At 40.5% G+C, this 17,361-nt stretch carries 15 protein-coding genes; 7 read left to right on the top strand and 8 right to left on the bottom strand.

Annotated elements, in window-relative coordinates:
• Positions 1–91: 91 nt before the first annotated feature.
• The 3 genes from F0919_RS03110 (at position 92) to hxpB (ending at position 2,034) form a co-directional block, all read left to right on the top strand.
• On the top strand, positions 92–349 hold the full coding sequence (locus tag F0919_RS03110) for a BPTI/Kunitz-type proteinase inhibitor domain-containing protein (RefSeq protein ID WP_150031251.1): 258 nt from the start codon (positions 92–94) through the stop codon (positions 347–349).
• A 75-nt stretch (positions 350–424) separates the two neighbouring features.
• On the top strand, positions 425–1,339 hold the full coding sequence (gene porG, locus F0919_RS03115) for a type IX secretion system protein PorG (RefSeq protein ID WP_150031252.1): 915 nt from the start codon (positions 425–427) through the stop codon (positions 1,337–1,339).
• Positions 1,340–1,380: 41 nt separating this feature from the next.
• Positions 1,381–2,034 carry a hexitol phosphatase HxpB gene (hxpB, locus tag F0919_RS03120; RefSeq protein ID WP_150031253.1) on the top strand — a complete coding sequence of 218 codons (654 nt, stop codon included), beginning with the start codon at positions 1,381–1,383 and terminating at the stop codon, positions 2,032–2,034.
• Positions 2,035–2,100: 66 nt separating this feature from the next.
• Here the strand turns inward: hxpB and F0919_RS03125 are convergent, their stop codons facing one another.
• The 3 genes from F0919_RS03125 to F0919_RS03135 all read right to left on the bottom strand — a co-directional run bounded on the left by F0919_RS03125 (position 2,101) and on the right by F0919_RS03135 (position 9,406).
• A complete protein-coding gene (locus tag F0919_RS03125) occupies positions 2,101–7,209 on the bottom strand; it encodes a T9SS type A sorting domain-containing protein (RefSeq protein ID WP_150031254.1) in 5,109 nt (1,702 codons plus the stop codon).
• Positions 7,210–7,565: 356 nt separating this feature from the next.
• A complete protein-coding gene (locus F0919_RS03130; protein ID WP_150031255.1) occupies positions 7,566–7,898 on the bottom strand; it encodes an MmcQ/YjbR family DNA-binding protein in 333 nt (110 codons plus the stop codon).
• A complete protein-coding gene (locus F0919_RS03135; RefSeq protein ID WP_150031256.1) occupies positions 7,895–9,406 on the bottom strand; it encodes a phytoene desaturase family protein in 1,512 nt (503 codons plus the stop codon). Before F0919_RS03135 ends, F0919_RS03130 begins: the two co-directional genes overlap by 4 nt.
• A 197-nt stretch (positions 9,407–9,603) precedes the next feature.
• Here F0919_RS03135 and F0919_RS03140 point away from each other — a divergent pair, with 197 nt between their 5' ends.
• Positions 9,604–10,641, top strand: a complete 1,038-nt coding sequence (locus F0919_RS03140) for a PhoH family protein (RefSeq protein ID WP_150031257.1) — start codon at positions 9,604–9,606, stop codon at positions 10,639–10,641.
• 60 nt (positions 10,642–10,701) lie between these two features.
• On the opposite strand, the gene F0919_RS03145 is transcribed toward F0919_RS03140, so the two are convergent.
• Both F0919_RS03145 and F0919_RS03150 read right to left on the bottom strand, forming a co-directional pair.
• Positions 10,702–11,274, bottom strand: a complete 573-nt coding sequence (locus F0919_RS03145) for a hypothetical protein (RefSeq protein WP_150031258.1) — start codon at positions 11,272–11,274, stop codon at positions 10,702–10,704.
• Positions 11,275–11,291: 17 nt separating this feature from the next.
• On the bottom strand, positions 11,292–12,623 hold the full coding sequence (locus tag F0919_RS03150; protein WP_150031259.1) for an MATE family efflux transporter: 1,332 nt from the start codon (positions 12,621–12,623) through the stop codon (positions 11,292–11,294).
• Positions 12,624–12,725: 102 nt separating this feature from the next.
• On the opposite strand from F0919_RS03150, the gene F0919_RS03155 reads away from it, so the two are divergent.
• Complete coding sequence (locus tag F0919_RS03155) at positions 12,726–13,535, top strand: DUF3822 family protein (protein WP_150031260.1); 810 nt, start codon at positions 12,726–12,728, stop codon at positions 13,533–13,535.
• Positions 13,523–14,065 carry an RsmD family RNA methyltransferase gene (locus F0919_RS03160; RefSeq protein WP_150031261.1) on the top strand — a complete coding sequence of 181 codons (543 nt, stop codon included), beginning with the start codon at positions 13,523–13,525 and terminating at the stop codon, positions 14,063–14,065. The genes F0919_RS03155 and F0919_RS03160 overlap by 13 nt, the downstream gene beginning before the upstream one ends.
• Positions 14,066–14,119: 54 nt before the next feature.
• Here F0919_RS03160 and F0919_RS03165 read toward each other — a convergent pair whose 3' ends face one another.
• On the bottom strand, positions 14,120–14,710 hold the full coding sequence (locus F0919_RS03165) for a Uma2 family endonuclease (RefSeq protein WP_150031262.1): 591 nt from the start codon (positions 14,708–14,710) through the stop codon (positions 14,120–14,122).
• Between the two features lie 51 nt (positions 14,711–14,761).
• Complete coding sequence (locus tag F0919_RS03170; RefSeq protein WP_150031263.1) at positions 14,762–16,054, bottom strand: DUF2130 domain-containing protein; 1,293 nt, start codon at positions 16,052–16,054, stop codon at positions 14,762–14,764.
• 130 nt (positions 16,055–16,184) lie between these two features.
• Between F0919_RS03170 and coaD the strand changes: the two genes are divergently transcribed.
• Positions 16,185–16,643 carry a pantetheine-phosphate adenylyltransferase gene (gene coaD / locus F0919_RS03175; RefSeq protein ID WP_150031264.1) on the top strand — a complete coding sequence of 153 codons (459 nt, stop codon included), beginning with the start codon at positions 16,185–16,187 and terminating at the stop codon, positions 16,641–16,643.
• A gap of 69 nt (positions 16,644–16,712) precedes the next feature.
• On the opposite strand, the gene F0919_RS03180 is transcribed toward coaD, so the two are convergent.
• Complete coding sequence (locus F0919_RS03180; RefSeq protein WP_150031265.1) at positions 16,713–17,348, bottom strand: NUDIX hydrolase; 636 nt, start codon at positions 17,346–17,348, stop codon at positions 16,713–16,715.
• Between the last annotated feature and the right edge of the window lie 13 nt (positions 17,349–17,361).

Genomic DNA, 17,361 nt, shown 5'->3' on the forward strand with positions numbered 1-17,361 from the left:
GGTTGCCTTTCTTTTTTAAAAAAATCTTCCTATTTTGTTCGGTTATAAGTTATACCTGCAAATTATTAAAATCTTTAAAACACATAATTTCATGCCCGCTGCCTCTCTTATTAAAATATTTGTATTTGCTTCTTCTGTAATTTTATTTTCTGCCTGCGATAAAGAATGCGACGCCTCAAAAGCAGCGACATGCGAATCATACGTACCTGCCAATGAACCCTGCACCACTTCATTCAAAAGATGGTTTTATGATGAAGGTTCGAATAGCTGCCAGCTTGTTGAATACACAGGCTGTGCACAAAAAGGCTTTGAAACAGAATCTGATTGCCAGGTTTGTGTTTGCGATTAAGTTTCAGGCATAAATAGATTAAGATCCGCAACCAATAATTCATTTTTTTGTTTCAAATAACAGTGCTACAATAAAATGACTTATTTTAGCGTTTATTCCAATCGAATCGCGGTAATAACCATGTTAGTATTTTCCAAAAGAATAGCATTACTTTTTCTGACTATAATAGGCGTAACAAAAGCTTCGGCACAGGAATTTTTTACGCCTACCGAATATGGGGTGCTGTTAGGCGGTTCCACTTATTTTGGTGATTTAAATCCAAATTACGGCTACAAATTCATTCGTCCTGCGGGCGGCTTATTTGTACGTTATTCCTTTAACCCCTACATTGCCATAAGAGGCGCCGTTAACTATACTAAAGTAGGATATGATGATTCTTATACAAAGAATCCGTATCAAATGACGCGCAACCTAAATTTCCGTTCCGATATCCTGGAAGCCAATGTAATGGCGGAGTTCAATTTCTTCTGGTTTGCTACGGGCGATCCCCAGCACAGGTTTACACCTTATCTTACGGGTGGTTTCGGCACTTTCTATTATGAGCCTTATACCACGTACAATGATTTGCGTTACAACTTAAGGCCATTGGGAACGGAAGGCCAGAATACCGCTGAGTTTGCAGGCCGTAAATATCATCCTTTCAGCTTTTGTATTCCGGTTGGTGCAGGCGTTAAATATTGGCTTGGGCCCGGCGTGAATTTCAATTTCGAAATTGTGAACCGCTTTACGTTTACAGACTATATCGATGATGTAAGCACCACTTATGTTGGTGCAGATAATTTCCTTTACAACCCCATGAACCCAAGCGTAGCGTCGCAATTGCAGGACAGAAGCATCCCCGATGCTGATGGCCAAAAGCTTGGCAGAGCCGGAAAACAACGTGGTGACAGCAATAACAAGGACCAATACCTGATGTTTCAGTTCTCCTTGTCTTTTCAGCTAAAAACTTACAAATGTCCTAATACTCAATTTGGGATGTGGCAACCTTAATAAGTTTATCTTTGCGGCTCAAAAACAGATTTTAATAAAGAATGGCCGCAATTTTTGACATGGATGGTTTGCTGTTGGACACAGAACCGCTATGGGGTGAAAGCATGTTGCAGGTTGCAACACATTATCAGGTACCAATCGGTGCAGATTTTTTCAAACACACTACAGGGCTTCGCATTTATGAAGTGACAGAATACTGGCAGGAAAAATTTCCATGGCCGGGGAATGCTACTTCACAGCAATTGGCAGAAGACATTCTGGACGATATCATAGCGCGTTCCAAATCGCACGGAGGCATTATGCCCGGCGCGTTGGAGCTGTTACAATGGCTACAATCCAAAGACATTAAAACAGGGCTGGCGACTTCTTCCCCGACAAGAATGCTGCAGGAACTGATTACGCATTTTGGCCTGAATGAATATTTTCATACGCTTACCTCTGCCGATACTGCTTTGTTTGGCAAACCACATCCGGAAGTATATTTACAATGCGCCCATGCGTTAAACGTTTCTGCATGGAATTGTATAGCTCTGGAAGATTCTGTAAATGGTATGATATCTGCTAAAGCAGCAAGGATGAAGGTTGTCGTTGTACCGGAAGAACATAGGTTCAATGATCCCAAATTCGGATTGGCCGACGTAAAATTACATTCGCTGGAGGATTTTGATGAATCGCTCTGGTTTAGCTTACAATAGAAATACTTTTATGAAAAGGTCCCGCAATTAAATTGCGGGACCTTTTCATATGTTGCCATACTATCCTTATTCTTTCACAATTTTCAAGGTTTCTCCTGTTTGTATTTTAAGGAAGTACATGCCTTGTGCAAGATTATCCAAAGACAACTCCTGCGATTTACTTTTTATAGTTATTGTACGTAATACACGACCGTAAGCATCGGTTAAAACAGCAAGTTGATTTATCAATTTATCATCATATGTCTGAATGTATATTATATCCTTAGCCGGGTTTGGAATTACTTTTACCAGATGCCCTGGGATATTTACGTCTTTAATACCAATAGGTTCAAACGTAACCTTAATAGTATCACTTGTACTGCAGTCATTGGCATTTGTAACAGTTACGCTGTAAGTACCATTTGTTGTTACGGTAAGTGTTTGCGTTGTTGCACCTGTATTCCATAAATAAGTTGAACCGGCATTGCCTGCATTTATGGTATAAGAGTTAGCATTAATAGTAACATCTGTCCCCAAATTAACAATCGGAACCGGATTAGCTGTAACCTGAATGGTATCACTTCCCTTACAGCCATTAATATCAGTAACTCCCACTCCATAAATACCCGTGGCATTTACATTAATGGTTTGGGCAGATGAACCGGTACTCCATAAATAAGCAGCGCCTGCATTTTGCGCATTTAAGGTTAAATAGCTGCCTGCACAGAATGCAGTATCATTCCCGAGGTTAACAACAGGCAAAGCACTGGCCGTCAGGTGTATAGTATCGCTGCCTTTACAATTGTCAGCATTTGTGACGGTTACATTATAAGTGCCCGCAGTATTGACATTAATGGTTTGAGATGTTGCAGCATTGCTCCACAGATAAGTTGAACCTGTATTCTGTGCATTCAGGGTTAAGTAGCTACCTGCACATAACGTAGTATCATTCCCGAGGTTAACAACAGGCAAAGAGCTGATGGTCAGGTGCAAAGTATCGCTGCCTTTACAATTGTTTGCATTTGTGACAGTCACATTATAAGTGCCCGTTGTATTGACATTAATGGCTTGGGATGTTGCAGCATTGCTCCACAGATAAGTTGAACCTGCATTCTGTGCATTTAGCGTTAAGCTATTACCGGCACAGATAGTGGTGTCATTGCCAAGATTGACTATCGGTAATGCATTGACGGTTACATGTATGGTATCGCTGCCCTTGCATAAGTTGGTATTGGTTACAGTTACATAATAACTACCTGTTGAAGCGGCACCAATGGTTTGTGTAGTAGCAGCATTATTCCAGATATAGGTCGAACCTGTATTCTGAGCATTAAGTGTCAACGTATTACCTATACAGAAAGCAGTATCATTACCTAAGTTAACAACAGGCAAGGATGCCACATTTACCTGAATGGTATCACGACCTTTGCAGGAGTTTGCATTGATTACGGTAACATAATAAGTACCTGCCGATGCCACATTAAGTGTCTGAGCCGTGCTTGCATTGCTCCATGTATAAGTTGAGCCTGCATTTTGTGCATTTAGAGTTAAGCTATTACCTGCACAAATAGTGGTGTCATTGCCAAGAGTGACTATTGGTAATGCATTGACAGTTACATGTATGGTATCGCTGCCCTTGCATAAGTTCGCACCTGTTACAGTTACATAATAAGTACCGGCTGTATTTGCACTAATGGTTTGTGTAGTAGCAGCATTGTTCCATAAGTAAGCAGCACCTGCATTTTGTGCATTAAGCGTTAAGCTATTGTCTGCACAGAAGGCCGTATCATTACCCAAATTAACCACAGGTAGTGGTTTGACGGTCACTTGTATTGTATCGCTGCGTTTGCATTGGTTTGCTGCTGTTACTGTAACATAGTAAGTGCCGCTTGCTGTAATACCCGTGGTTTGTGTAGTGGCTGTATTGCTCCAAAGATAGGTAGCACCTGCATTCTGTGCATTCAGTGTAAGTGTATTGCCTGCACAGAAGGCCGTATCATTACCCAGATTAACCGTTGGCGGAATACCTGTAACTATGATTATTGTATCATTTTTACTGCATTGATAAGCATTAGTCACAGATACAAAATAAGTGCCGCTGGTAGTTGCATTTATTGTCTGGTATGTATTGTTATTGTTCCATAGATAAGTGGCACCGAGGTTTTGCGCATCTAAGGTAATCGATACTGCCGAACCATTACACATGACCGTATCATTACCTAAGTTAACCACGGGAAGCGGGTTGACGGTTACTACGATGGTATCGCTGCTGCTGCCGATGTTATTTGTGGCAGTTACATAATACGTACCACTTGCAGTTACATCAATGGTTTGAGTGGTAGCCCCGGTATTCCAAACATAAGTAGCGCCTGCATTTTGTGCATTAAGTGTTACGGTATTGCCTGCACAAACAGCCGTATCAAAACCTAAGTTGACCACCGGTGCAAAGACACCAAACTCATAAGCACCCATATCTACCGTAGTATTATAAATACGGGCATGGCTTGCCAAATCGGTTATAATACCCGAAGGTATAGAATCGTTACGCCCTGCATTGACACAAGGACTGGTGCTCTGCAATTGATAATTACCTCCGGCAGTATCTATAAATAATGGGTCGGTAGTGCCGTCGATAAGGAAAGAGGCAGCACTTGCAGGATAGCCTTGTATAAGGCTGTACTTAGTATTGATAGAGGAAGTTGCAGCATTATAAATGCCGCTACTATTGCCCCAGATAATAGTATTACTTACATCAGCCACTGCATAGCTGGTATTGTAAATGCCACTGCCATTGGTACCAGCTCTATTTTGCACCATGGTACAGTTTACTACTTCGGGTCTAGAAGCACCTATACTGATAGAACCTGTATTGTAAAGAGCTGCACCCGAAATTGTCGCTATGTTTTGTGCAAAAAGGCAATTCACAATAACAGGAGATGCATTTGTATCGTAAATACCGGCACCATATTGAGCAGAATCGGCAGAAAATGTACAGTTAGCAACCTTGATAATACCCGCAACAATAGAATAACTATACATGCCGCCGCCACTGGAGCTTGCTTTATTACCTGTAAATGTGCAGTTGCGGGTACTAAGCACGGCATTGGTACTGTACATACCGTTGTTACAGATTGCGCCGCCTGAGCCATTGGTTGCAGCATTTCCGGAAAAAGTACAGTTTTGTGTATTTACAGTTCCGTAGGCTTTATTGTTGTAAATGGCACCGCCATAAAATGCAGCATTATTTGTAAATGAACAATTACTGATGGTACGAAGACTGCTGCCGGTTGTAAGCTCATTATAAATAGCACCGCCATAAGCCGTGGCGATAATAGGTGCGCTAGCAGTACCAGTAACAGTAGCAGTAACTGTAGAATTACTAAAAGCGCAGTTACTTACATCGATTTTGGCAGTACTATAAATAGCACCGCCATGAGCAGTAGCTGTAGTACCACTACCTATGGTAGGAGCAGCAGCAGTAGTAGCAGAAGCGGTAGAATTGTTAAAAATGCAGCGACTTGCATTGAGTATAGCTTTATTGTAGATAGCACCACCATGACAAGATTTGCTACCTAAATTACCAGAAGAAGAATAAGCAGAAGTAACAGAAGAAGCATTAAAAAGGCAGCTACTTAAAGTTAAGGTAGAAGCATAGTCATTGTAAATAGCGCCACCATAAGCAGTAGAGGAAGGAGAAACAGAAGCAATAGCAGTATTATTATTAAAAGTACTGTTACTTATAGTTAAGGTGGCAGCATTGAAAATAGCGCCTCCAGAAGAAAAAGAGGGGTAATCAGAAACAGCAGCAGAAGAAGAAGCCTTAAAGGCACAGTTATTGATCGTTAAGGAAGAAGCATTGTAAACAGCACCACCAAAAGAAGAAGCAGTACAATAACCTTCAGCATGAGAAGTTGAAGAAGAAGCAATAAAAGTACAGTTGTTTAAAGAAGTGCTATTACCTGAAACGTATATAGCACCACCATAAGAACGAGCATAATTATAGGCGTAATAATAATCATATTCAGCAAAAGAAGAAGAGTTTTCAAAAGTATTGTTACTTACAATATTGTTGTTACCTGAAATGTATATAGCACCACCATAAGAAGTAGTATAGGTGGTATTCCACATTGATTCAGAAGAAGCAACAGAAGTGTTATTCTTAAAACCGCAATTGCTTATAGACATGTTATTTCCCGATGCGTATATGGCACCACCATAAGCAGAAGCATAAGTAGTGTTTGTCCAATAATCAGAAAGAGAATATACCTTACTATTATTAAAAGTGCAATAACTAATAGCTGTGTTATTACCGGAAGCGTATATAGCACCACCGTAAGCATTATTAGGCCCATTAACACCAGAAGCAGCATTAGCTCTATTATTATTAAAAGTACAATTGCTTATAGCTATATTTTTACCTGAAGCGTACACAGCCCCCCCAAAGCCCGCAGAAGAAATATTGTTATTAAAAGTACAATAACTGATAATAGCTGAAAAAGTAGAATCTTTATTATATATGGCACCGCCATAACTTTCGGCTGTATTGCTATTAAAAGTACAGTTAGTAATACCCGGTGAAGAACTGCTATCATTATAAATGGCGCCACCGCTGAAAGCACTGTTACTGCTGAAAATACAATTATTAATACCCGGAGCGGAACCATTTTTATTATAAATAGCGCCACCACCGGAAGCAGTATTGCTACTAAAAGTGCAATTCCTGATACCAGGAGAAGAATTATAATTGTACATCCCGCCACCGTAACCATTGCTGCTATTATTCCCGTTCCTGATGGTAACCCCATCTATAAGTGCCGCATTGGTTAAGTTATTAGCGTTGTTATATATTACACTACTGCCATTCCCTTTCAGGACAGTAACATGCGTTTGGTAATTGCGTTGTGCAAAAGTGGTATCAGAGTTTAAAAAGCCACCGAATATCTTCACGCCTTCTTTCATAATAAAAGGGGTATTAAGTAAGGCTGTGTAAGTGCCCCTGGCAATCCAGACACTATCTCCGGAAAGTGCAGCATTAATGGCAAGTTGCGGATTTTTATAGGCACTGTCCCATGTAGCTCCATTTTGATTTGCAGTTATATTTACTGCAGCACTATCCACATACCAAACCTTGGCTTTTAATTGCAACGAGAAAAAGAAACACAGGCAGAATGCCGCAAAAAGATGCTTTAGGTTCATATTGTTCCGCTATTTGTATTGATTTATAATATTATTAACATTCTTACAAAGCGCGCAAAAATACTATAAAGAGATTATCTTATAAATATTTCTTGAGAACGTAGCCCTATTTCCTGAGAACGTCGAAAAAATACGCACCCTAAAACTTAAAGCACAAATGTCCCACACTAATGAAGTGTGGGACATTTATACTTTACGCTAATGGTCGGATAAGATAATTTGCAGAGTGACGATATTTTTGAAACTCAGGCGCCTTTCTTCTTCACCTTCCGCCCTTGTTGGTGTTTTCACCAACAAGTCTTTAATACTTTCGGAAGAAAAACACAAGAAAGTCCATTTCCTATTGCTCAGGTAAGTTACTTCTTCTTCACTTTTGGTTTCACCAAATCGTAAGAAGCATCAATCAATGATTTTATTAATGATGCTGATAATGTTCCATCCACAATAACCGTATTCCAGTGCTTCTTATTCATGTGATATCCCGGAACAATGCAATCATATTGCTCCCTTAGTTCCAATGCCTCGTCAGGATCGCATTTGGCATTGAATTGCGTAGGCATGGCGTCGAGGCTCAGCAACAGGAATATTTTGCCGCCCACTTTAAATACCAATGTTTCCTCGCCGAAAGGAAAGCCTTCTTCCGCAGCTTCTTTTTCCAGACAATAAGCTCTGATGGTTTCGATATTCATACAGAAGTTTTATTAATTTTTTCCAATAAATAATCCAGGCCGATTAATTCACCGCATACTGCAATGGCATTGATACTCACGCCCAAAACTCCATGCAGTCCTATGTTTTGTCCGACCAGCATAAGATTAGGGATTTTTGTCCTGAAAGGTATGCTTGTCTTTTCTGCATGTTTCACATCCGCCATAATTCCGTAAATACTGCCGTCGGGAGAACCCATATAATCGCGGAAAGTAAGCGGCGATGCGGTCTGAAAGCTAAGTAAATTTTCTTTTATTTCGGGAAACCGTTTAGCCACATGTCCTAATAATAAATGTGCTTTCTGGTTTTTAAACAGTTCATAACCGCGCGTTCTCTTTTCAGGCTTGGCTGCACTGTTTGTTGTATTTTCCCATTGTTTCATCTCATCCACATGCATATAGGTAAGGATGGAAACGGTCTCTGCAAAACCGGGGCAATGCTTATCTTCATTAAAATACAGCGCGTAGTTGGCCGGCCATTCTTCGGGCCTGTAATGGATAGCTGCAAGGCTGTCGCCGCTCCTGTTCCAATAATAATTACGGTCGGGATGAACAACCGTTCCCGGCTTTAAAACAATATTCATCATAAAGGCCGAGATGGAATTGACTGCACCTTTTATCCTGTTTCTGTAAACGGGCTTTATCATCTTCGATTCAATCAGATTCATTACAGTGGCGGGGTGCATATTGGCGATAAAATGCCTGCCGGTATAACGATTGCCATTTTCAGCTACAGCCTCCACAATCCGTCCATCTTTTTCAATGAGCTTTAGAATTTTTTCATTGCGGTAAACCACGCCGCCCAGGCTTTGCAATTGTTTCCATAATAATTTAGAAATCTGCGAACTGCCGCCTTCACATTTATAGGCGCTGTCCAGATAGCTTTTGCTTACCAGCGCATGCACATAAAAGGGCGTAGTGCTATGGGAACCGGCATACAAAAGGCTATTGCCCAAAAGCACGTTCCTGAGCTTTTCGTCTTTTATCTGCAACATAACATCATCCAGCGAAAGACCTGATACGCCTGCTTTCTCACTGGCATCGCCATTCCTCAGATTATACAGGGGAAAACTATTGCAGGTATCCTGCATAACTTTCAGATATGCATCCAGTTCTTCTTTCGAATCTTTAAAATAAGAAGACAGGGAAGCTTTAAAATGCTCAATTCCCTGGGCTAAAGGATAGCTGCCGGCATCGTCGTCAAACAAAACTGTATCAAAGCCATCCCGGTTCAAACGTTTCAGTTTTAGATCCGGCATAATTCCGGCGTAGCTGAATATGCGGTATTGGGTCTGGCCTTTGTCTAATGCGCCGATGTAATGAACGCAGCTGTCAAATATTTTTTTCCGGAACGAAAAAGTCTGAAGGCAACCTCCAATCTGCTTATGCTGTTCTATTACCGCAACGCGCATGCCTTCTTTGGCAAGCATTACAGCGCTCAGCAATCCTCCAAGTCCCGAACCGGCAATTACAACATCATATTCATTCATTTACCAAAAACCCATAAGGTGGATTGCGAAGATTAAATTATTTTTCCACATAAAAAACCAAAAAGGTTGATAACTGTTTTAACTAAGAAATAATATAAACACGGAATGATTTTATCCATAACTTTAGGTCACATCACAGGCTTGAAAGCCTTATGGAAATTATCATGTTCTTTTAATGTATCTAAAACTAACAGACCTTGACAGAAAGCATTATTAACCTCGAAACAGTGAATCCTATTGAATTCTTTGGAGTGAACAACAGTAAATTCGACATTCTGAAGAAAAAATTCTCCAACTTAAAAATATTATCACGCGGTACGCAAATAAAACTTGCGGGAAAACCGGAAGAAGTAGAAGCCGCGCGCGAAAAAATTGATCTTATTATAAAATATCTGGAAAGAAACGGACATCTTTCGGAAAATTACTTTGCACAAATATTAGGCGATTCTGAAGACGAAAACGGTGACGGTTCAGGCGAGAATGCCAATATCATTGACGGAAACGATGTATTGGTTTTTGGCCCTAACGGAAAAGTCATCAGGGCTAAAACTGCCAATCAGAAAAAAATGGTTGCGGTATCGGAAAAGAATGACATCATTTTTGCAATAGGGCCGGCAGGTACAGGTAAAACTTATACGGCGGTTGCGCTTGCTGTAAGGGCTTTAAAGAACAAGGCGGTTAAAAAGATTATCCTTACGCGTCCTGCGGTGGAAGCTGGCGAAAGCCTTGGGTTCCTGCCCGGTGACCTGAAAGAAAAAATTGATCCGTACTTACGCCCCTTGTATGATGCGCTGGACGATATGATTCCTGCCGATAAGCTGAATTATTTCATGGCAAACCGCATTATTGAAATTGCGCCATTGGCCTACATGCGCGGACGTACGCTGGACAATGCTTTCATCATTCTGGATGAAGCGCAGAACACGACTGACTTGCAATTGAAAATGTTCCTGACGCGTATAGGGCCTTCAGCAAAAGCCATTATTACGGGCGATATGTCGCAGGTGGATTTGCCTAAAAACCAGAAATCGGGCCTGATAAAGGCAACAAGAATTCTGAAAAACATTCAGGGCATTGCACATATTGAATTAACAGGCAGCGATGTGGTAAGGCACCGTCTTGTAAGGGAAGTTATTAAGGCTTACGACAAAGACCAGGCAAGGGAAGAGGAACTGGAAGAGCAACGTAAAGAAAGAAGAATGAATGCTGTGGCAGAAGCTGTGAAAGCAGATTAATTTACAAATCAGTTATTTAAAACAAAGGAGTCAGGTTTTTAAAGCCTGACTCCTTTGCTGTTAAGCCGATAGATCCTGAATACAGGCTTCTCTTATCTTCCAAAGCTGTTCTAAAGTAAGATTGACAGCAGCGTTTTCCGTAAGCCATTGCTTCAGATAGTTTTTATGATAATCCACCTTGAAATCGGTTATCTGCGCCGGTGTTATTGCTACTTCTTCCATCAAATCATTTACAAAATCTGCAGGTGATGCATTGTATTTGGTGAAATCCATTATTTCATTGCCATATTTCAGGTAACAATGTGCTTCGGGAATGTATTCGAGGCCGTTCTGTAATAGCCTTGTGGCAACTTTTGGCGTATTCCTGCCATTCATCCTAAAAAGCCCCATGGTTAATTGCAGGTCTTTAAATCCGTTTTCAGTGGCAAGCAATTTCAGCAAGGCATGCTTTGTGCTGCAGGTGCCGCAATTATCGGTAAAGACTGTGCTAAGGTTTAGCTTATCAGCATTGCGGCCATAAGGCAAGGCCTTTATAAATCTTGCAGCAGCTGAAAATGTGTGCAGGCCTCTATTTATACATGTACCCGAAATAGCGCCGGCAGCATGAATTTCAAAATCGATTAAAGGTTCCATGTTTGATGTTTATTTTTTCAGATAACTTTATTTTTCCATTTGCCCGACCACAAATAGATGCCGGAAACCATGAGCAAGCAACCCCAATAAACAAATTCGGAAGCCCAACCGTAATGAAGCGGCATCCGCCATTTTTCGATCACAATGGTGACATACACTACATAAGCGGCCACACAAAAAAGCTCGATGCCTAAATTCACCAAGGTATTGCCGGAACCTACCACGGCATTGAAACAAATAGTGGCAAGGCTCATTATCAACGAGGACAATGCCAATACGCGCAGACTCAGGATGCCCATGGAAACAATCTCGGGTTTATCTGTATAAAACCGCAGGAAGGTATGCGGAAAAACAAAAAGAAAGAACGAAATGCAGAGAGTATAAAGGATGCTGATTGTCATAATCTTCCGGACCAGCTTTATGACCATATCAGGCTTGCCCTGCCCCATCAGGTTGCTTACCATAGAGTTGCAGGTGGATGCGAGGGCCCATGTGCCAATGCTTACAATGCCCAGAACACTGCGCAGAATGTGTGATGCAGCCAATTGCGTAACGCCCAGATGCTCGACATAAATATAAAATAACTGCCAGCCACCGATGCCGAATAAATACTGGACAATTAATGGCGACGATACTTTCATCATTTGTCTGGTAATAGCCCAGTCAAACTTGAGGTATTGCAGCACAGGATATTTCCTGTAATTTTTTCTGTTGAAAAACAGGATGTACATCACAATACAAAACACAACTTCTGCAATAATGGAGGCTACAGCAGCGCCTTTCAATCCCATTGAAGGGAAACCGAGTTTCCCGAAAATCAATGCATAATCCAGAAAGATGTTTATCAGGTTTGCCGTTAATGCACCATAAATCAGATAACGGGAGCGACCGATAGATATGAAAAAAACGTTTACTAATTGTGTCAGCATCAGAAAGGGCAAGCCCCACATACGGAGAAAGAGATAGTCGATCGTTTTAAAATAAATGGCTTCTTCGTGAATGGTATGGATAAATAAAACGGGCGCAAGCCAGATGGTCAGCAAAATGATACAGGCAGCCATCGCTACAGATAACAGGATACTATTGGCAAAAGTGCGGCACAGGCCTTTTATATCGCGCGCTCCCACCCTTCTTGAAAGTAAAACCAGGATGCCGTTGCTTAAGCCGAAGCCAACATAGGTCAGCAATAAATAAAAAATACTGGTAAGTCCGTTCACCACCAGTTCCATTTTGCCCAGGCGCCCCAGGAATACGGCATTTGCCATAAAACTGACTTGCGGGATCAGTATTGAAAGTGAAATGGGTGCAGCCAGCTTTAATATCTGACGATTACTTACCTGGTATTGCATGAGGGACGGATATCGAATATTTAATCGCGAACAAAAATATTCTATTAATTTTGCGTCCACACAATTTTTGTGATATTTTGTCAAAACCTTCCAAAAGGAAATATGTCATTAATCAGAGAGGAAAGATTACAGCCGGTTCAGCATTTCAATATGCATGATGACCCATTGACCAATATTGAGACTTTACACCTTTTAATCTGGGACCAGGGCCTGGGCATTGCCGGTTACGGAATTGATGGAAATGTGCTGACAACCAAGGTTTATACTTTCGCCAAAGACAATATCCATGCAATAGAATCTATTTTCATGAATGAGCCTTTGGTGGCGGGGCCGCAGCCTGTAACGCATGTCTGGATTGCAGAATCAAGAAACATACTTATACCGCAGCATTTGTTCTCGGAAGATGCGGCGAAGATCTGGCTGGAAAAATTTCATTTTATTGCAGCGGGCGAGAGCATAAGAACTACCACTGTAAAGCAGCCTGATGCTTTGAGCATTGCCTATCCTGTTTCAAATGATTTGATTGCGTTGCTGAATAAAAACTTCCCGGAAGCTAAGATAGAATCGTTTTCAGGAATGGTTTTACAGCAAGGTGTTTTAGCAGACAGCAATACTGTTGATATTGTTTTTATGAATGAAACGGCAGCATTGACTATTCATCAGAAAGGCAAATTAATTGCGCATCAAATCACATCTGCAGAAGATATCCATAATCTGGTTTATAAGATTGCATCTATCTGTCAGGATTATAAAATAGGACAGGAAGATTTAAAGGTTTCGGTTTCAGGTTTTTGTGTATCTGAAGAAACATGCCATGAACTGAAAGCATTTTATCCAAAAATGTCGGTTCCGGGTTCGGAGCAATTTTCATCTTTTACGCTTCTAAGTAAATTAATAACATGCGCATCATAGGCGGCACCCATGGCGGCAGAAGGTTCAATCCTCCTTCCAAAATGCCTTATACCAGGCCTACAACGGATATAGCGAAAGAGGGTCTTTTCAATATTCTTCAAAACATGATTGATTTTGAAGGGATACAGTCATTGGATATTTTTGGAGGAACGGGCAGCATCAGCTACGAACTGGCATCGCGCGGCGCAGCAGACCTGACTATTATAGAACGTGATAAGAACATGTCTGCTTTTATAAAGAAAACGGCAGCAGAATTCGGGTTTTCAAATATCAGACTGATTCAATCGGAAGTTTTTAAGTTTCTTAAAACCTGTATAGATCAATATGACTTTATATTTGCCGGCCCTCCTTATGCTTTAGTAGAGATTGATGAAATACCGGATATTATTTTTGAAAGAAACTTAGTGAAGCCTGAGGGTGTTTTTATCCTGGAACATACGCCCAGAAACAATTACGAAGATCATCCCAATTTCATAAAGGTCAAGAATTACGGTACTACTTTGTTTTCTTTTTTTGGAAATAAGGATTGACAATTATTTATATAATTAAGTAAAATGCCAATCTTATTGAGATTGGCATTTTACTTATGAAACAAAAATGTTTTTCAAATCAAGTTTTAAATCGGGGAATAATGGACTTGTCAAGATATCGGTTTCAATAACGGGCTGTAACCCTACAAAACGGTCTTCTATTAAACTGTAACGAAATACACATTTTTCATTCAAATTTACCATCCAATATTCCTTCACTCCTGCTTCCTCATACAGGTCGAATTTGATGCGCATTTCTTTGTTGCTATTACCGGGAGAGAGTAATTCAATTATCAAATCCGGAGCACCAATACAACCTTTTTCATCAATCTTTGCAGGGTCACAAATTATACATAAATCAGGTTGCACAACAGTATATATGTCGTTATCTGAATCAGTCTTTCTTTTATCAAGCAGACGTACATCAAATGGTGCTACAAACAATTCACAGGCATTTTCCTCAAATTGACTTGAAAGCGCATTCGTTAATCTCAAAGAAACTCTTTGGTGATAAGTGCCCGGAGCAGGACTCATCTTCATTATTTTCCCTTTAATCAGCTCCAGCCGTTCCTTCAATCTCCATGTAAGATAATCGGCATAAGAATAAATACCGTTTTCTTCCAATTGTTCTATTTCTGTAATCATCACTAAAATATTTCAAATGCAATTTACGAAAAATGTTTTTGTCAGAAATTATCAATCCAACAACTCAATATCGCCTTCATCCAATAAGTTCAGGTTCACAGAGTCGGAACCGGCAATCCCTTCAACGGAACCACGTATGTGTGCAGCATTCAATAGTACTTTTTCTAACTGCTTTTCCCTTGATTTCCAAAGTCGCTCCATAGCATCCCTTTCTTTCTGAATGCTTAACTTCATGCTCATAAAACCTTCTCTGATGGCCTTCCATTGCTCACTGAATTCATGGCCAGTGAGGTAATCATACAACATCACCATTTTATCACCTTTGTTTTCGCCGCTTTTGCGTACATCCGATACTTTTAATAATCCGTTTCTTAAAAGCAAAGCCACACTTCTGACCTCCGAAAAAGTACATATATATACACCTTCCTTTTCCCCGAATCTATCCATATCTTTTGGCATTGCTTGTGTAACTATTACAGCAACATCAGCGCCTAACTGACGCATATCGGCTTTGAGCTTTTCAATCCAATCGTTCGCAAAGTCTTTGGTGCGTTTGCTTTCGTAAATAATCTTACCGGCTTCATTACCAAAATTATTGCGAACTAACTGGATGCAATCTGCACCACGAACGCCTTTACCAACAGGTGTCAGTAAATCAAAAGGGAAAGTAGACTGCAACAATTCTTCCAACAACAGCTCCTGCACTTCGCCTTGCATCTGCATACTACCCTGCTCTGCTTTGCGCTTCATTTCATCAACGAGTTTCTTCTGGTCATCAATTTGCTTTTCCAGTTCTCTGGTGCGCAATTGAAACTCCTGCTCTTTCATCTGCAAACGTTCTGCCTGCTCTGCTTTTATTTGCTCTTTAATCTTTTCTGATTCGGCTATCAGCTGTCTTTGCAGATTCAGCTCCAGCTCTGCCTCTTTACTTTTCAACGCCTCTACTTTCTGCAAAAATTCAAGTTCTTTTTTTCTCGCCTCCTGCAGTTTTTCTTTTTGTTCAGCATCCGACTGTTTCAATAAAGTAATTTGGTTCTCAAAGTCTGCGGTTAATTTCCGTCTTAAAAGAGTCTCCTGCTCTTGCTGCTGTAATTTTAGCTGCTGCTCCATTCTTTGCTGAAAAGCCTGCTCTTGCTGGTCTGCCAATCTTTTATGTTCTTCTTCTTTTTTCCTTATTTCCTCGTTTTTCTTTTCAACATCCACATCTCTTTGTTTCTTATAATCTTCCATTTTTTTGCGCAAGTCCTGCTTCTCTTTCTCAAGATTTTCATTCAATTCCAACCGAAGCGCATCATCTAAAGGAAATTCATTACCACAATTCGGGCATTTAATCATTGTTGCCATACCTACACTATTTTGAGCCTCAATATTACAAAACCATCGGGACATATTATTGCATGATAAACCGGGCTATATCTGTTGTCAATTTTCAAAAGAATCCTTTACCTTGCATTTCATTATAAACAAATCCTTTATGCAGCGCATTTGCTTATTCCCTGGTTCTTTTGATCCTATTACGAAAGGACATGTCGATATCATAAACCGTTCTATTGCTTTGTTCGATAAATTGGTAATCGGCGTAGGTGTCAATTCGGGCAAACAACCTATGTTTCAGCCGGAACAAAGAGTGGAATGGATAAGGGAAATCTTCAAAGATGATGCACGCATTGAAGTAGCGGCTTACGAAGGGTTGACTGTGAATTTTTGCAAAAAAATCAATGCCAGGTTTATTCTTCGCGGTGTACGTTATGTAAGCGATTTTGAATACGAAAAGGCAATTGCCGATATGAACCGCATGCTGGAACCCGGTCTGGAAACGGTTTTCCTTACAAGCTCTCCTGAATTTTCTACAGTATCTTCTACTTTGGTGAGGGACGTAATCCGTAACGGAGGAAATGTAAACATGTTTATTCCGGAAGAAGTGAAGTGGTAATTTTATGGTTGAATGGTTTAATTGTTTTATAAGAAACTATTCAGCAATTAAGCCATTCAACAATCATTGCTACCATTTCTTTCCTGCTTCCAGTAAAATTTCTTTGATGGCATCATAAGACTGCGTCATATAATTACCTATTTTTTTCTCGGCCACCCATCTTGCTTCCAGAATATTTTCTTCCTTCTGAGGTGTTAATTCATAGGCCTTCTTGGTGCGCATCTGATACCAGTGTGTGGTCTTTAAAAGCTCCGTTCCGTTTTGGGAATAAACATGATAAGTCTCACAGATCTTTTCGCCCATTGTAAGTTTTGGTAAACCTGTTTCTTCAATTACTTCACGTTCTGCACAGGCTTCAATACCTTCACCATCATCTCTTTTTCCTTTTGGTAAATCCCATTTTCCTCTTCTGTATATCATCAGAACGCCACCGTCGGGGTTGCTGACAACGCCGCCCGCAGCTTCAATAGGTTCGAAGGTTTCTGCAAGTTGCTTAATCAAAGCATCGATAGAAATGTCTTCAATAATAACGCCCAGGCTACGAGGCTGTTTCAGGTGTTCCTGAGCCAGCCTGAAATTACGCGCAAAAGCGCCTGTCATCATCAGATAACCACCTGCAATGGGATGTTTGCCAATATAATTTTCAAAAGAATTGGTAAGAATCAAAGGACGATTATTGATATAGATTTTTCTTTCAAAAAACATAAGCAGAGTTTGA

This window comes from Taibaiella lutea (assembly GCF_008629695.1).
Taxonomy (GTDB): Bacteria; Bacteroidota; Bacteroidia; order Chitinophagales; family Chitinophagaceae; genus Taibaiella; species Taibaiella lutea.

Bases quoted from the DNA above. Each gene is read 5' to 3' on its own strand.
- F0919_RS03170 (WP_150031263.1), bottom strand. From the start codon at position 16,054: ATGGCAACAATGATTAAATGCCCGAATTGTGGTAATGAATTTCCTTTA.
- coaD (WP_150031264.1), top strand. From the start codon at position 16,185: ATGCAGCGCATTTGCTTATTCCCTGGTTCTTTTGATCCTATTACGAAA.
- F0919_RS03145 (WP_150031258.1), bottom strand. From the start codon at position 11,274: ATGGAACCTTTAATCGATTTTGAAATTCATGCTGCCGGCGCTATTTCG.
- F0919_RS03180 (WP_150031265.1), bottom strand. From the start codon at position 17,348: ATGTTTTTTGAAAGAAAAATCTATATCAATAATCGTCCTTTGATTCTT.
- F0919_RS03160 (WP_150031261.1), top strand. From the start codon at position 13,523: ATGCGCATCATAGGCGGCACCCATGGCGGCAGAAGGTTCAATCCTCCT.
- F0919_RS03155 (WP_150031260.1), top strand. From the start codon at position 12,726: ATGTCATTAATCAGAGAGGAAAGATTACAGCCGGTTCAGCATTTCAAT.
- F0919_RS03130 (WP_150031255.1), bottom strand. From the start codon at position 7,898: ATGAATATCGAAACCATCAGAGCTTATTGTCTGGAAAAAGAAGCTGCG.
- porG (WP_150031252.1), top strand. From the start codon at position 425: ATGACTTATTTTAGCGTTTATTCCAATCGAATCGCGGTAATAACCATG.
- F0919_RS03125 (WP_150031254.1), bottom strand. From the start codon at position 7,209: ATGAACCTAAAGCATCTTTTTGCGGCATTCTGCCTGTGTTTCTTTTTC.
- F0919_RS03165 (WP_150031262.1), bottom strand. From the start codon at position 14,710: ATGATTACAGAAATAGAACAATTGGAAGAAAACGGTATTTATTCTTAT.
- F0919_RS03135 (WP_150031256.1), bottom strand. From the start codon at position 9,406: ATGAATGAATATGATGTTGTAATTGCCGGTTCGGGACTTGGAGGATTG.
- F0919_RS03150 (WP_150031259.1), bottom strand. From the start codon at position 12,623: ATGCAATACCAGGTAAGTAATCGTCAGATATTAAAGCTGGCTGCACCC.
- hxpB (WP_150031253.1), top strand. From the start codon at position 1,381: ATGGCCGCAATTTTTGACATGGATGGTTTGCTGTTGGACACAGAACCG.
- F0919_RS03110 (WP_150031251.1), top strand. From the start codon at position 92: ATGCCCGCTGCCTCTCTTATTAAAATATTTGTATTTGCTTCTTCTGTA.